The sequence below is a fragment of the Cupriavidus sp. 21MJTG02-4 genome (assembly GCF_057798975.1).
In genome coordinates, this window is sequence record NZ_JBYOJP010000003.1 from 129,899 (window position 1) to 143,246 (window position 13,348).

Annotated in this window: 13 protein-coding genes; 7 read left to right on the top strand and 6 right to left on the bottom strand. The window is 66.9% G+C overall.

The window, feature by feature from the left end; translation table 11 throughout:
• Window positions 1-173 precede the first annotated feature (173 nt).
• On the top strand, window positions 174-593 hold the full coding sequence (locus AC3FKH_RS06915; RefSeq protein WP_488674853.1) for a BON domain-containing protein: 420 nt from the start codon (window positions 174-176) through the stop codon (window positions 591-593).
• Between the two features lie 47 nt (window positions 594-640).
• Here AC3FKH_RS06915 and AC3FKH_RS06920 read toward each other — a convergent pair whose 3' ends face one another.
• The 4 genes from AC3FKH_RS06920 to AC3FKH_RS06935 are packed head-to-tail and all read right to left on the bottom strand — an operon-like array spanning window position 641 to window position 4,663.
• Window positions 641-1,702, bottom strand: coding sequence for a VWA domain-containing protein (locus tag AC3FKH_RS06920; RefSeq protein ID WP_488674096.1), 1,062 nt, complete (start codon window positions 1,700-1,702; stop codon window positions 641-643).
• A complete protein-coding gene (locus AC3FKH_RS06925; protein WP_488674097.1) occupies window positions 1,699-2,715 on the bottom strand; it encodes a DUF58 domain-containing protein in 1,017 nt (338 codons plus the stop codon). Before AC3FKH_RS06925 ends, AC3FKH_RS06920 begins: the two co-directional genes overlap by 4 nt.
• Window positions 2,693-3,706, bottom strand: coding sequence for an AAA family ATPase (locus AC3FKH_RS06930; RefSeq protein WP_483713993.1), 1,014 nt, complete (start codon window positions 3,704-3,706; stop codon window positions 2,693-2,695). The genes AC3FKH_RS06925 and AC3FKH_RS06930 overlap by 23 nt, the downstream gene beginning before the upstream one ends.
• Window positions 3,707-3,718: 12 nt before the next feature.
• Window positions 3,719-4,663, bottom strand: a complete 945-nt coding sequence (locus AC3FKH_RS06935; RefSeq protein WP_488674100.1) for a S1C family serine protease — start codon at window positions 4,661-4,663, stop codon at window positions 3,719-3,721.
• Between the two features lie 75 nt (window positions 4,664-4,738).
• On the opposite strand from AC3FKH_RS06935, the gene AC3FKH_RS06940 reads away from it, so the two are divergent.
• Complete coding sequence (locus AC3FKH_RS06940; RefSeq protein ID WP_488674101.1) at window positions 4,739-5,803, top strand: VWA domain-containing protein; 1,065 nt, start codon at window positions 4,739-4,741, stop codon at window positions 5,801-5,803.
• Window positions 5,804-5,956: 153 nt separating this feature from the next.
• Window positions 5,957-6,724, top strand: coding sequence for a ParA family protein (locus AC3FKH_RS06945; protein ID WP_483713989.1), 768 nt, complete (start codon window positions 5,957-5,959; stop codon window positions 6,722-6,724).
• Between the two features lie 36 nt (window positions 6,725-6,760).
• Here AC3FKH_RS06945 and AC3FKH_RS06950 read toward each other — a convergent pair whose 3' ends face one another.
• Entirely contained in the window at window positions 6,761-7,564 is an 804-nt protein-coding gene (locus tag AC3FKH_RS06950; protein WP_488674104.1) for a BPL-N domain-containing protein, read from the bottom strand.
• Between the two features lie 79 nt (window positions 7,565-7,643).
• Window positions 7,644-8,117 (bottom strand): Lrp/AsnC family transcriptional regulator, encoded by a 474-nt coding sequence (locus AC3FKH_RS06955; RefSeq protein WP_483734039.1) that lies wholly within the window; start codon window positions 8,115-8,117, stop codon window positions 7,644-7,646.
• Between the two features lie 411 nt (window positions 8,118-8,528).
• On the opposite strand from AC3FKH_RS06955, the gene hppD reads away from it, so the two are divergent.
• The 4 genes from hppD to AC3FKH_RS06975 all read left to right on the top strand — a co-directional run bounded on the left by hppD (window position 8,529) and on the right by AC3FKH_RS06975 (window position 13,340).
• Window positions 8,529-9,608 carry a 4-hydroxyphenylpyruvate dioxygenase gene (hppD, locus tag AC3FKH_RS06960; RefSeq protein ID WP_483734038.1) on the top strand — a complete coding sequence of 360 codons (1,080 nt, stop codon included), beginning with the start codon at window positions 8,529-8,531 and terminating at the stop codon, window positions 9,606-9,608.
• Window positions 9,609-9,747: 139 nt separating this feature from the next.
• The gene (locus tag AC3FKH_RS06965) at window positions 9,748-11,133 is read left to right on the top strand and encodes an amino acid permease (RefSeq protein WP_488674106.1); all 1,386 of its coding nucleotides are present in this window, start codon (window positions 9,748-9,750) and stop codon (window positions 11,131-11,133) included.
• A gap of 117 nt (window positions 11,134-11,250) precedes the next feature.
• On the top strand, window positions 11,251-12,450 hold the full coding sequence (locus AC3FKH_RS06970; RefSeq protein WP_483713983.1) for an amino acid aminotransferase: 1,200 nt from the start codon (window positions 11,251-11,253) through the stop codon (window positions 12,448-12,450).
• Between the two features lie 215 nt (window positions 12,451-12,665).
• Complete coding sequence (locus AC3FKH_RS06975) at window positions 12,666-13,340, top strand: (2Fe-2S)-binding protein (RefSeq protein ID WP_488674109.1); 675 nt, start codon at window positions 12,666-12,668, stop codon at window positions 13,338-13,340.
• The last annotated feature ends 8 nt before the right edge of the window (window positions 13,341-13,348 follow it).

Consider the following 13,348-nt stretch of genomic DNA (forward strand, 5'->3'; position numbering starts at 1 on the left):
TCCTGTCGCAAAAAGGTCACCTGCCCCCCAGGCACGCCCCATGCAAGAACGCGTCGATATGCGGCGGCATCGGAACCGCCGCTGACCTGTTCATCTTCGAAGGAGAGGCATCCATGCGTACAGGAAACCGCAACCTCATCGATCTGGCCGTCGCGGCAATAGGCGGCGCCGCGCTGATGTACCTGCTTGATCCGGAGCTTGGTGCGCGGCGGCGAGCCATGCTTCGGGACAAGGCAGAGGCAAAAAGCCATGACCTGAGCGACTACGCGCAAGCCCAGGCGAAGCGCGCGCTCGATCACGCGCGTCGCTTCACCGCACGGGCGCAAACCAGCGTGGCAGCAGGCGAAAAAGCCCGTTCGAGCGACTACGAGATCGGCGAGCGGATCCGGACGCGGCTGGACGACGTGGTCAGCCACCCCCGTGCGATCGGGGTCGATGTGGTCCGCGGATCCGTCTGCCTGAGCGGCCATGTCCTCCGGCACGAGCACGATGCCGTGCTGACCGCGGTGTGGGCGGTGCCCGGCGTCGCGGACATTGAAGACGGACTGACCGTGCACGAGGAAGCCGGCAACATTGCGGCGCTACAAGGCTAGCTTCGCCCTGGTAGCGGCGTTCGGGCGGCAACGCGCGCGGGCCGGGCCTACAGCACCCGCCCGAACCACCACAGCGACAGCAGCCCCGCACAGGCCGCCAGCAACGCTCCCGCGGCCGCGAAGAACGCCGTCACCTCGACCTGGTCGCGCTTGTCGAAGGCCAGCCTCGCATTGAGCGCGCGATACACCCGCTTCAACGAGGCTGCATCTTCGAGCCGGAAGTACTCGGCCCCGGTCGCGTCGGCGACCTGCTTCAGCACCTTCTCGTCCAGCCTGACGCGCGCCGACCAGCCCTCCGCCGACAGCACGACACCCTCGGTCGTGCCGACGCCGACGGTATAGACCCGCACGCCATACATCGCCGCGAGTTGGGCGGCCTGCTCCGCGGCCGGGCCAGCGTTGTTTTCGCCATCCGAGAACAGGACGATCGCGCCCGAAGCATAGGAGCCTGGCGTTGGCGGATCGTCGTCGCCAGACGCCCCCGGCTTCTTCACTTGCGGGACCTCGCCGCCATTCATCAGTCGCTCGGCGTCGTTGGCAGCCTCCGGCAGCAGCGTCGTGAGCGCGATCAGCAGGCCATTGCCCAGGGCGGTGCCGCCCTGCGGCTTCAGCCCTTCAATGGCCGCGGCCACGTCGTCCTTGCTCCGGCTGGGCGCCTGTGCCAGCGCGGCCGTGCCCGCCATCGCCACCACGCCCACGCTCACGCCCGCCGGCTGGGCGTCGAGCAGCACCCGGGCGGCCTGCTGGGCGGCGCGGATGCGGCTCGGATGCACATCCTGCGCGCGCATGCTGCCCGACAGGTCCATGACGAGGATCACGGTCTTGATGCGCGAGGGCAGCGTCATCACCGCCTGGGGACGGGCGATGGCAAAGATGAGCGCACTCAGGGCCAGCAGCGTCAGTACGGCCGACACGTGACGGCGCCAGCCCGTGCCGCCCTTCATGGCCATGCCGATGGCGCGCATGGCGGGATGGTCGACCGTAGTTCGCCGCCGGCGCAGGTCGAGCCAGACGTAGCCCGCGGCAAGCACCAGCACCAGCGCGAGCAGCCAAAGCATGCTGGGCCAGAGGAAGCTGAACAGCGGCAGCCGGTTGAGGGTCTCGGTCATGTCGCCCCCACTGGCGCGCCCCTGGCCGCCCCTTGGCGGAAGCGGCGCTCGCGCATGAACTGCAGCAGCGCCAGGTCAATCGGCGCGTAGGTCGAGAGCGTCAGGCATTCCACGCCGGCGCGCGCGAACGCGAGGCGCAGCTCGGACTCGCGCTCCTGGGCGATCGCAGCGAAGCGTTTGCGAAACGCGGGATCGTGCGTATCGATGAACATCTGCTCGCCGGATTCCGCGTCCTGCAGCACGACCAGCCCGAGGTCGGGCAACGCCATCTCCAGCGGATCGACCAGCCGTACCGCGACGACTTCATGGCGCCGGGCCAGCATGGCGAGCGACGTCTGCCATCGCTGAGCGCTGATGAAATCCGACACGATGAACATCACCGAGCGCCGTTTGGCGACGGCGCGCGCGCGCTCCAGCAGGTCGCGCAGGCGGGTCTCGCCGGGGCACACGGCCGGGGTGGTGTGCATGCGGTCAAGCAGGTGCAGCAACTGGCGGCGGCCGGAGCGCGGCGGAATCATCGATGCCTGCGCGTCGCTTGCCCCGCCATCGAGCACGGCGCCGATGCGATTGCCATAGCGCGTCAGCAGCAAGGCCATGACGGTGGTGAAGTCGCTCAACAGGTCACGCTTGCGCACCTTGCCGGAACCGAACTCCACCGACCCGCTCAGGTCGAGCACGAACCATGCGGAGAGGTCGCGATCCTCCTGGAACTCGCGCACGTGCGGCACCTGCAGCCGCGCCGTCACGTTCCAGTCGATGTGCCGGACGTCGTCGCCGGGACGGTATTCGCGCAGGTCGGCAAGATCCAGCCCGAAGCCGCGGAACAGCGTGCGGTAGTCGCCCTGCAGCAGCCCGTCGAGGCGCCGCACCACGGTCCACTCCAGCCGCCGCAGCAGCGTCTCGGCCTGCCGTGCGCCGACGCTCGCCAGCGCCGCGCCGGAACGGGCGGGCGCGGCCGCGGTGGCAGCCGGCGCGTCGCCGCGCGGACGCTTACCGAACAGCCGCGCGAACATGGGATTCGAGCGGGCGCTCCGGAACCGGCAGCGCCTGCAGGATGCGCGTGATGAGCTGGTCCGCCGTCGCGCCATCCGACATGGCCTCGTACGACAGCGACAGGCGGTGGCGCAGTACATCGGGCACGAGATCGATCACGTCTTCGGGCACGGCATAATTGCGGCCGCGCAGGAACGCCAGCGCCCGCGCGCCTTCCACCAGCCCGATGGTGGCCCGGGGGCTCGCGCCGAACGCGATGTAGCGTCCCATGTCTTCCAGGCCGTAGTTGCCCGGCTTGCGCGTGGCCGCCACCAGCCGCACCGCGTACTGGACCAGCGACGGGTCCACGTAGACGCGGCGGCACTCTTCCTGCAAGGCCGCCAGGTGCTCCGGCGTGGCAATCGCACTCACGCTGATGCGGGCCCCGGTGACGCGATTGACGATGACGACCTCTTCCTCCTCGCTCGGATACCCGACCAGCACCTTCATCATGAAGCGATCGACCTGCGCCTCGGGCAGCGGATAGGTGCCTTCGGTCTCGATCGGATTCTGCGTCGCCATGACCAGGAACGGCGTGGGCACGCGATGGGTCTCGCCGGCAATCGTGACCTGCTTTTCCTGCATGACTTCCAGCAGCGCGCTCTGCACCTTGGCCGGCGCGCGATTGATTTCGTCGGCCAGCAGCAGGTTGGCGAAGACCGGCCCGCGCACGGTCGAGAACTCGCCCGTGCCCTGGTTGTACATGCGCGTGCCGACCAGGTCCGCCGGCAGCAGGTCCGGCGTGAACTGGATGCGCTTGAAGGTCCCGCTCATGGTGCGGGCCAGCGTATTGACGGTCAGCGTCTTGGCCAGGCCGGGCACGCCCTCCACCAGCAGGTGGCCGCCGGCCAGCATGGCCACCAGCACGCGTTCGAGAAAGTGGTCTTGCCCGACCACCACGCGCTTCACCTCGTACAGCAGGCGCTCCATCAGGTCGGCGCTGTCTGTCGCGCCATGGGCTTGCTCGTTCATAGGCCTCCGCGTCTAGAAAGGAGAAGTTCCGATAGAAGCGCCGGCGCTTTCGATCGTGACGGCAAAGCCGATCCCGAGGAAGGTGCCGCTCTGGTTGGGGTTGAGGATGGCGGTGACGATGCCGACCACCTCGCCATCCATGTTCACCAGCGGGCCGCCCGAATTGCCGGGATTGGCGGCCGCGTCGAACTGGATCAGGTTGTCCAGGCTCTGCGTCTTGTCGGGCGACACGAACTGCCGGTCGAGCCCGGACACCACGCCGGCGGACACCGACGGCCCGATGCCGAACGGAAAGCCGACCGCCACGACCTCGGAGCCCGGCGCCAGGTTGCGGCTGGAGCCGAGTGTCGCAGGCGGCAAGTCGTCGGGAATGGATTTCGGCCTGACGAGGGCGAGGTCTTTCTCGGGGATCGCCTGCATCACCGTCGCCTCGGAAGTCTGGCCGTCGTAGAAGCGAATCTCCACGCGCTTGGCATCGGCAACCACGTGGTAGCTGGTCAGCACCAGTCCGCTTTCGGTCACGACCACGCCAGAGCCGATGTGACGCGCTTCGCGCTTGCCCTGCTTGTCCTTGGTCGCGTCCTTGGTTGCGTCCTTGTCAGCCTGCGGATCGCTCTTCGCGAGTTCGTCGGAGGGCGTGCGCCGCGATGGCGGCGAGGACTTCTGCCGGGTGGCCGGAGGATCACGCCGGGCACGCGGGGCGGACGCGGCTTCGGCCTCCGGCTCCGCCGGCGAGAAGCTGCGCACCTCCACCACGGATTCGCGGATGGCCTCGGCCGCGCGCGCGGTGCGCGATGGCAGGCTCTTGGTCTGCAGCGTATGCAGCACCGCCGCATCGATATCCGCCTGCGTCAGCACCCGTGGCGACGGCCGCGACTGCCACGCAATGCCCAGCGCCGCCGCGACCACCACCGCGACCGCAGCCGAGATCCATCCGTAGATCGTCACACGCTTCATCGCACGCTCCCGAGGTCCCGTGCCGCCTTAAAAAATACAGTACCATCCTCTTAACCATGCGCCAAGGAGCAGGGCATGCAGTTTCTCTGGCCGCAAATGCTCTGGTTGCTGCTTGCGCTTCCGTTGCTGGCAGCCGCTTACCTGTACCTGATCGCGCGACGCAAGAAGTCTGCCCTGCTTTACGCCAGCCTTGCGTTGCCCCGCGCTGCGCTCGGCACCGGCCAACGCCTGCGGCGTCACATTCCCCCGCTGCTGTTCCTGTTTGCCCTGGGCGCCGCCCTGCTGGCCTGCGCCCGGCCGACCGCCACGCTCACGCTGCCGTCCGACACCATCACGCTGGTGCTGGCGATGGACGTCTCGCGCAGCATGGAGGCCACCGACGTGGCGCCCACGCGCCTCAGCGCCGCGCAGCAGGCGGCGCGCGAACTGATCGTCGGGCTGCCGGGCAGCGTGCGGCTTGGCATCGTCTCGTTCGCCGCGACGGCGACCGTGGTCCTGCGTCCCACCAGCAACCGGCAGGACATGCTCGACGCGATCGACCGGTTCCAGCTCCAGCGCGGCACGGCGACCGGCAGCGGGCTGATCCAGGCGCTGGCCGTGCTGTTTCCGGACGATGGCATCGACCTCGAAGCGATCCTGTTCAACGACGACCCGCCCTTTGCCTCCGCGCGCCGCGCCACGCCGCTCGATGAAGCCGCCGCGGCCGACGCCGCGCGCAAGCGCGCGCAGGACCGGCCGCCGGCGCAACCGGGTTCCTATCGGCACGGCGCGATCATCCTGCTCAGCGATGGCCGCCGCACCACCGGCCCGGACCCGATTGACGCCGCGCGCATGGCGGCCCAGCGTGGCGTGCGTGTCTATACCGTAGGCTTCGGCACGCTGGGCGGCAATGCGCCCGAAACCAGCCTGTCCTACTACATGCAGCTCGACGAGCCCGCCCTACGGGCCGTGGCCACGCTGACCGGGGCCGAGTACTTCCAGGCAGGATCGGCGGCGGACCTGAGCCAGGTGTACCGGCAACTGAGCGCGCGCTTCGCGATGGAGCGCCGCGAGACCGAAGTCGGCGCGCTGCTGGCCGCGGCGTCGGTCGTGCTGCTGGTCCTGGCTTGCGCACTCTCGATGTTGTGGTTCCGTCGTTAACGTGCGTTGACGATATCGGCGGAGCGGCGAACCTGCCGAGCGCACCTTGCTTCGCCTGTCAACGAGCGTCCACACCCCCCATCGGCGCCGTCCGGAGGCCATCGTGTTGAGGTATGCTTTCGCCCTCCAAAACGATCTTCTCCAGAGGGACCCATGCGGCGCGTCGTGTTCAATCAGAAGGGTGGCGTGGGCAAGTCGACCATCGTATGCAACCTCGCCGCGATCAGCGCCCGTGAAGGCTTGCGCACGCTGGTCGTCGACCTCGACGCGCAGTGCAACTCGACCCAGTACCTGATGGGCGCAAAGGCCGCCGAGGCAAACCCGACGGCGGCGCACTTCTTCGAGTCGTCGCTGACCTACAGCTTCAAGCCGGTCGACCTGGGCAGCTTCATCCACGCCACGCCGTTCGAGAATCTTGATGTGATGCCGGCGCATCCTGACCTCGACGCGCTGCATGGCAAGCTGGAATCCCGCTACAAGATCTACAAGCTGCGCGATGCCCTGATCGAACTGGAGTCGGTCTATGACGCGATCTACATCGACACGCCGCCGGCGCTCAACTTCTACACGCGGTCGGCGCTGATCGCGGTGGAGCGCTGCCTGATCCCGTTTGACTGCGACGATTTCTCGCGCCGGGCGCTGTACACGCTGCTCGACAACGTGAAGGAAATCCAGCAGGACCACAACGACGCGCTGCAGGTCGAGGGCATCGTCATCAACCAGTTCCAGCCGCGCGCGAGCCTGCCGGTCAAGCTGGTCGAGGAGCTGGTCGGTGAAGGGCTGCCGGTGCTGGCATCGCGGCTGTCGTCATCGGTGAAGATCCGCGAATCGCACCAGCACGCCACGCCCATGATCCACCTGGATCCGCGCCACAAGCTGTCGCAGGAGTACCTGGCGCTGCACAGCGAACTGGCTGGCTGAGGAACCGCCGGGTCTGGATACGGTTACCCAGGCAGTTCAGTCCAATGCCAGGCCGCCGTGCGCCAGCACTTGGCGGAATACCTCCAGCCGGGCGTCGCCGGTCTCGGCCAGCCTGTGGCAGACGTGCATGTACTTGTCCATGTCGCTGTGTCCGCGCAGGGCTTCCTCGCACTCCTGCTCCGAGACTTCCAGGTGGACACCGGTCAGGATCGCGCGGCCCTGCCCGACCCGCGTGCTGACGATGGCCGGTGGCGTGCCTTCCATATCCGCATAGACGGCCAGGACTTCCGTATCGGCAGCGGGCGCGCCGTCGAAATCGAAGCGGCAGCCACCGTGATAGTGCGTGTAGACCGACATCGGCGACGAGGCCAGCCGCTCGGTGGTCCGCAGTTCGACCGCGGCCGTGGTGCGCGGCGTGCCGTCATAGAGGCGGCCGCCGGTCAGTTCGGGCAGCGAGCCAACCGCGACGGCGTCGACGAAGCCCAGTTCGCGCGGGCCGCAGATAGCCCCGCGGGTGCCGGCGTGGAACGCCAGTTCCCTGCATGCGTAGTACGCGCCCGCGCAAATGCCCAGGTAGGTGCCGCCGTTTTCGACAAAGCGCCGGATGCGCGCGTTGGGCGCGCCATTGAGTTTCGCGCAGTACGGCAGGTCGGCCCCGCCCGGCATGACGAACATGACCGCGTCGTCGAACAGCGTCGGGTCGTGCCGGATGTCCGAGGCCATGACCGCACGCATTTCATAGGTGCCGGACTGCAGCTGCTGGCCGATCGTGCGCATCAGGCAGGCGGTCCAGTCGGAAGCGCCGGCATCGATATAGGTCAGGATGTGGGGCTTTGGCATCTTCGGGGGCGAGAGGTCGGGCCGCATTGGCACGCTGAACCGAGTGTATTCCACGGATGGGCGCCCAGCCGCATGCGCCTTACATATCGAGCGGCACGGCGCTGGTGCATTTGATTTCGTCGAGGCACACGCTGGACTTCACGCCACTCACGCCTGGGATGCGCATCAGCGTATCGAGCAGGAAGTCCGACAGCGACTTGAGGTCCTTGGCGACCACCTTCAGCACGTAGTCGATATCGCCCGTCACCGAGAAGCATTCCTGGATCTGCGCCAGCTCCGCCACCAGGCTCTTGAAGTTCGACAGGTCGCGGATATGGCCGCGCTCCATGGTCACGTGGATGAACGCGACCACGCCAAGTCCCAGGCTCGCCGCGTCGAGCCGCGCCTCGTAGCACTTGATGATGCCGCTCTCTTCCAGGCGGCGGTGGCGCCGCAGCGTTTGTGCCGGCGACAGCGCAATCGCTTCGGACAATTCCAGGTTCGAAGCCCGCCCCTGTTCCTGCAAAACGCCCAGCAGGCGGCGGTCCGTACGGTCAAGCTCGATGGCAGGCACTTTTATTTCCTATTAAGATAATTTCATGAAATCAGATTTCTCATTTCAGGGTTTCCCTGCGTGAGGAATGAAATCCAATTTTGCCGGCCAGAATATACACTGCATTCCAGATTGGCAATGCCAGCGAGGAGCCAGAGAGACTTCCCGACATTGCCGGAACGCGCCGCAGGCCAGGATCGTGGCGCACTGTTCGCAATATTATTTCCCGGCCGCCTGGCCGGCAAAGACAGCGCCCCATGAACTTCCGCACACCGTCCCTGCCGCGTCCGCATGCCCGCCATCCCGACGCCCGGCTCCGGACGCCCGCGTGTTGATCGCGGCGGCCTGCCCGATTTCCTTTGCCTCCGCGGCCGACGGCACTCCGTCCGGTGCGCGAGACCGAAACCCTTACCTTCCCCTGTGAGACAAACCATGGCCGATCTCTTTGACAACCCGATGCAACTGATGGGCTTCGAATTCGTCGAATTCGCCTCGCCGACCCCCAATGTGCTGGAGCCGCTGTTCGAAAGGATGGGCTTCACGCTGGTGGCGCGCCATCGCTCCAAGGACGTGGTGCTGTATCGCCAGGGCGAGGTCAACTTCATCGTCAACCGCGAGCCCCATAGCCACGCCGCCTACTTTGCCGCCGAGCATGGCCCGAGCGCCTGCGGCATGGCTTTCCGCGTGAAGGATTCGCACAAGGCCTATGCCCGTGCGCTGGAACTGGGCGCGCAGCCGGTGGAAATCCCGACCGGCCCGATGGAACTGCGCCTGCCCGCGATCAAGGGCATCGGCGGCGCGCCGCTGTACCTGATCGACCGCTTCGAGGAAGGCAAGTCGATCTATGACATCGACTTCGAGTTCATCGAAGGCGTGGACCGCCACCCCGAAGGCCACGGCCTGAAGCTGATCGACCACCTGACGCACAACGTCTACCGCGGCCGCATGGCGTACTGGGCCAGCTTCTACGAGAAGCTGTTCAACTTCCGCGAGATCCGCTACTTCGACATCAAGGGCGAGTACACCGGCCTGACCTCCAAGGCCATGACCGCGCCGGACGGCAAGATCCGCATCCCGCTGAACGAGGAATCGTCCAAGGGCGCCGGCCAGATCGAGGAATTCCTGATGGCCTTCAACGGCGAGGGCATCCAGCACATCGCCTTCCTGACCGACAACCTGCTCGAAGTCATCGACAACCTGCAGCTCGCCGGCGTGGAACTGATGACGGCGCCGAACGACTACTACTACCAGGCCCTGGAAAACCGCCTGCCCGGCCACGGCCAGCCGGTGGACCAGCTCAAGGCCCGCGGCATCCTGCTCGACGGCACCACCGAAGGCGGCAAGCCGCGCCTGCTGCTGCAGATCTTCTCCAAGACCGTGCTCGGCCCGGTGTTCTTCGAGTACATCCAGCGCAGCGGCGACGACGGCTTCGGCGAAGGCAACTTCAAGGCGCTGTTCGAATCGCTGGAACGCGACCAGATCGCACGCGGCACGCTCAAGGTCGAGGCCTGAACGGCCCCTTCCAGTCCCCGTCACCGGGCGCGGTACCCCGTGCCCGGCGATCCTAAAGGCCCAGGCGTCCCACCCGCACAGCAAGAGACGCCAGGCCCCGCATGCCATTCCATAAGAATGGGTAGAGGAAACAAGACAGATGGTTGAAAGCAACAATGACGGCACGCTCAAGCGTGGCCTCAAGAACCGGCACATCCAGCTGATCGCGCTCGGCGGCGCGATTGGCACCGGGCTGTTCCTGGGCATCGCCCAGACGATCAAGATGGCCGGCCCCTCGGTCCTGCTCGGCTATGCCGTGGCGGGCATCGTGGCCTTCTTCATCATGCGCCAGCTCGGCGAAATGGTGGTGGACGAGCCCGTCGCCGGCTCCTTCAGCTACTTCGCCAACAAGTACTGCGGCCACTTCGCCGGCTTCATGTCGGGCTGGAACTACTGGGTGCTGTACATCCTGGTGAGCATGGCCGAGCTGTCGGCGGTCGGCATCTACGTGCAGTACTGGTGGCCCGGCATTCCGACCTGGATTTCGGCGCTGGCCTTCTTCCTGATCATCAACGCCATCAACCTGTCGAGCGTAAAGTCGTTCGGCGAGATGGAGTTCTGGTTCTCGATCGTCAAGGTGGCGGCCATCGTCGGCATGATCGGCTTCGGCGGCTACCTGCTGATGTCGGGCAATGCCGGTCCGCAGGCCAGCATCACCAACCTGTGGCAGCACGGCGGCTTCTTCCCGAATGGCCTGGGCGGACTGGTCATGGCCATGGCGGTGATCATGTTCTCGTTCGGCGGCCTGGAACTCGTCGGCATCACGGCGGCCGAAGCCGACCAGCCGGAAAAGAGCATCCCGAAGGCGACCAACCAGGTCATCTACCGCATCCTGATCTTCTACGTCGGCGCGCTGGCGGTGCTGCTGTCGCTGTACCCGTGGGAAAACGTCGTCACCGGCGGCAGCCCGTTCGTGCTGATCTTCCATGCGCTGAACAGCAACTGGGTTGCCAATGTGCTGAACGTGGTGGTGCTGACGGCGGCGCTGTCGGTCTACAACAGCGGTGTGTACTGCAACAGCCGCATGCTGTTCGGCCTGGCCCAGCAGGGCAATGCGCCGAAGTCGCTGCTCAAGGTCAGCAAGCGCGGCATTCCGCTGACGGCGCTGGGCGTGTCGGCGGCCGCGACCGGCCTGTGCGTGCTGATCAACTACTTCATGCCCGGCAAGGCATTCGAACTGCTGATGGGCCTGGTGGTCTCGGCCCTGATCATCAACTGGGCCATGATCAGCATCATCCACCTGAAGTTCCGCGCAGACAAGCGCAAGGCCCGCCAGGAAACGCGCTTCAAGAGCTTTGGCTACCCGCTCACGAACTACCTGTGCCTGGCCTTCCTGGGCGGCATCCTGGTCGTGATGTACCTGACCGATGGCTTGCGCATCTCCGTGTACCTGATCCCGGTGTGGCTGGCCGTGCTGGGCATCAGCTACCGCCTGCGCCAGAAGAACGCGGTGCCCGCCTTGCAGGGCAGCGTCTCGACCCAGTAAGGCAAGATCCCGGCGGCGCCGCATCGCGCGCCGCCGGTTACACTTCAGCCTGTGCGTCCGGCCCAGAAGTCCTGTTCTGCACGCGCTCCAGCCCCGTCCAAGAATCCAGAGAATCCCATGTTTGCACATATCGAGGCCTTTCCCGGCGACCCGATCCTCTCGCTCAACGAAGACTTCCAGAAAGACCCGCGCACCGAGAAGGTCAACCTGAGCATCGGCATCTACTTCGACGACAACGGCCGCCTGCCGGTGATGGAGGCCGTCGAAAAGGCTGAAGCCGCGCTGCTGGCCGACATGGGCCCGCGCCCCTACCTGCCGATGTCGGGCCTGGTGGCCTACCGCAACGCCGTGCAGGCGCTGGTGTTCGGCGAAGACAGCCCGGCCCGCGCCGCCGGCCGCATCGCCACGCTGCAGACGCTGGGCGGCTCGGGCGCACTGCGCGTGGGTGCCGATTTCCTGAAGCGCTACTTCCCGCAGTCGCAGGTCTGGATCAGCGACCCGAGCTGGGAAAACCACCGAGTGGTGTTCGAGCGCGCGGGTTTCACCGTCAACACCTACCCGTACTACGACGATGCCACCGGCGGCCTGAAGTTCGACGCCATGGTCGACGCCATCGGCAAGCTGCCGAAGCAGAGCATCGTGCTGCTGCACGCGTGCTGCCACAACCCGACCGGCGTGGACCTGAACCAGGACCAGTGGCGCCAGCTCGCCGGCGTGCTGAAGGCGAAGGAACTGCTGCCGTTCGTCGACATGGCCTACCAGGGCTTTGGCGAAGGCCTGGAAGACGACGCGTTCGCCATCCGCGAACTGGAGCGCCAGGGCGTGCCGTGCCTGGTGGCCAACTCGTTCTCGAAGAACTTCTCGCTGTATGGCGAGCGCTGCGGCGGCCTGAGCGTGGTGTGCCACAGCGCCGCCGAAGCCGCCAACGTGCTGGGCCAGTTGACCGGCGCGGTGCGTGCCAACTACAGCAACCCGCCCACGCACGGCGCGCGCGTGGTGGCCAAGGTACTGACCACGCCCGAACTGCGCACGCTGTGGGAGAAGGAACTTGCCGAGATGTGTGGCCGCATCGCCCGCATGCGCGAGGCCATTCACCACAACCTGCGCGACCATGTCAGCGGCGAGGCGCTGTCGCGCTACCTGACCCAGCGCGGCATGTTCACCTACACGGGGCTGAACGCGGAACAAGCCGACCGCCTGCGCGAACAGCATGGCGTGTATCTGCTGCGCTCCGGCCGGATGTGTGTGGCCGGTCTCAACGAACGCAATGTGACGGTGGTGGCCAAGGCCATCGCCGCCGTGCTCGGCGGCAAATAAGTCGCTTCCGCGCCGGCCGCTCGTCCATGGGGACATCCGACGAGCGGCCGCAGCCGAGGTAATTCCTACACCGCCCCGGCAATTCTGACACTCAATCCCCACCAGCAACCAACCGCGCACCCGGTGCACCCGACAATGGGCACCGATCTTGCTGCCCTTGGCCCTGACAGCGAAGCCCCTCCTGCCCTGCTTCGTGAACAGACCAAGGACCGCGCATGCCCCGCCTCCATCCTGACGGCCCGGACCGTCCCACCCGACGCCGCTTCCTCCAGTCCGCCGCGCTGAGCGCTTCCGCAGCCGCCTTGCCTGCAGTCCAGGCAGCCGGGCCGCCCGCTCTGCAAGATGCGCCGACGGCACCCTTGTCCGTGCCGGCCCGCCCCGTCCGCCTCCATATCAACGGCAGGGAACATGCGCTCTCGCTGGAGCCGCGCGTGACGCTGCTCGATGCGCTGCGCGAGACCATCGGCCTGACCGGCGCCAAGAAGGGTTGCGACCATGGCCAGTGCGGCGCCTGCACGGTGCTCAGCGACGGCCGGCGCATCAACGCCTGCCTCACGCTCGCCGTGATGCAGGAGGGCCGGCATATCACCACCATCGAAGGCCTGTCCGACGGCCATACGCTGCACCCGATGCAGGCGGCCTTCGTCGCGCGCGATGCGCTGCAGTGCGGCTTCTGCACGCCGGGCCAGATCTGTTCGGCCGTCGGCATGCTGGCCGAGGCGCGGGCCGGCGCGGCCAGTACGGTGCGTCCGCCGCCGGCGGCCTTGCCGACCGCGCTGAACGACGCCGAGATCCGCGAGCGCATGAGCGGCAATATCTGCCGCTGCGGCGCCTACCAGAACATCGTCGCCGCCGTGCAGGACGCCGCCGGCGCCACGCGCCGCGCGTGAGGCGTCAC

Excerpts from the sequence above, each read along its gene's own strand:
- AC3FKH_RS06975 (WP_488674109.1), top strand. The coding sequence starts at position 12,666 with ATGCCCCGCCTCCATCCTGACGGCCCGGACCGTCCCACCCGACGCCGC.
- AC3FKH_RS06945 (WP_483713989.1), top strand. The coding sequence starts at position 5,957 with ATGCGGCGCGTCGTGTTCAATCAGAAGGGTGGCGTGGGCAAGTCGACC.
- AC3FKH_RS06930 (WP_483713993.1), bottom strand. The coding sequence starts at position 3,706 with ATGAACGAGCAAGCCCATGGCGCGACAGACAGCGCCGACCTGATGGAG.
- AC3FKH_RS06925 (WP_488674097.1), bottom strand. The coding sequence starts at position 2,715 with ATGTTCGCGCGGCTGTTCGGTAAGCGTCCGCGCGGCGACGCGCCGGCT.
- AC3FKH_RS06940 (WP_488674101.1), top strand. The coding sequence starts at position 4,739 with ATGCAGTTTCTCTGGCCGCAAATGCTCTGGTTGCTGCTTGCGCTTCCG.
- AC3FKH_RS06950 (WP_488674104.1), bottom strand. The coding sequence starts at position 7,564 with ATGCCAAAGCCCCACATCCTGACCTATATCGATGCCGGCGCTTCCGAC.
- AC3FKH_RS06965 (WP_488674106.1), top strand. The coding sequence starts at position 9,748 with ATGGTTGAAAGCAACAATGACGGCACGCTCAAGCGTGGCCTCAAGAAC.
- AC3FKH_RS06970 (WP_483713983.1), top strand. The coding sequence starts at position 11,251 with ATGTTTGCACATATCGAGGCCTTTCCCGGCGACCCGATCCTCTCGCTC.
- hppD (WP_483734038.1), top strand. The coding sequence starts at position 8,529 with ATGGCCGATCTCTTTGACAACCCGATGCAACTGATGGGCTTCGAATTC.
- AC3FKH_RS06920 (WP_488674096.1), bottom strand. The coding sequence starts at position 1,702 with ATGACCGAGACCCTCAACCGGCTGCCGCTGTTCAGCTTCCTCTGGCCC.
- AC3FKH_RS06935 (WP_488674100.1), bottom strand. The coding sequence starts at position 4,663 with ATGAAGCGTGTGACGATCTACGGATGGATCTCGGCTGCGGTCGCGGTG.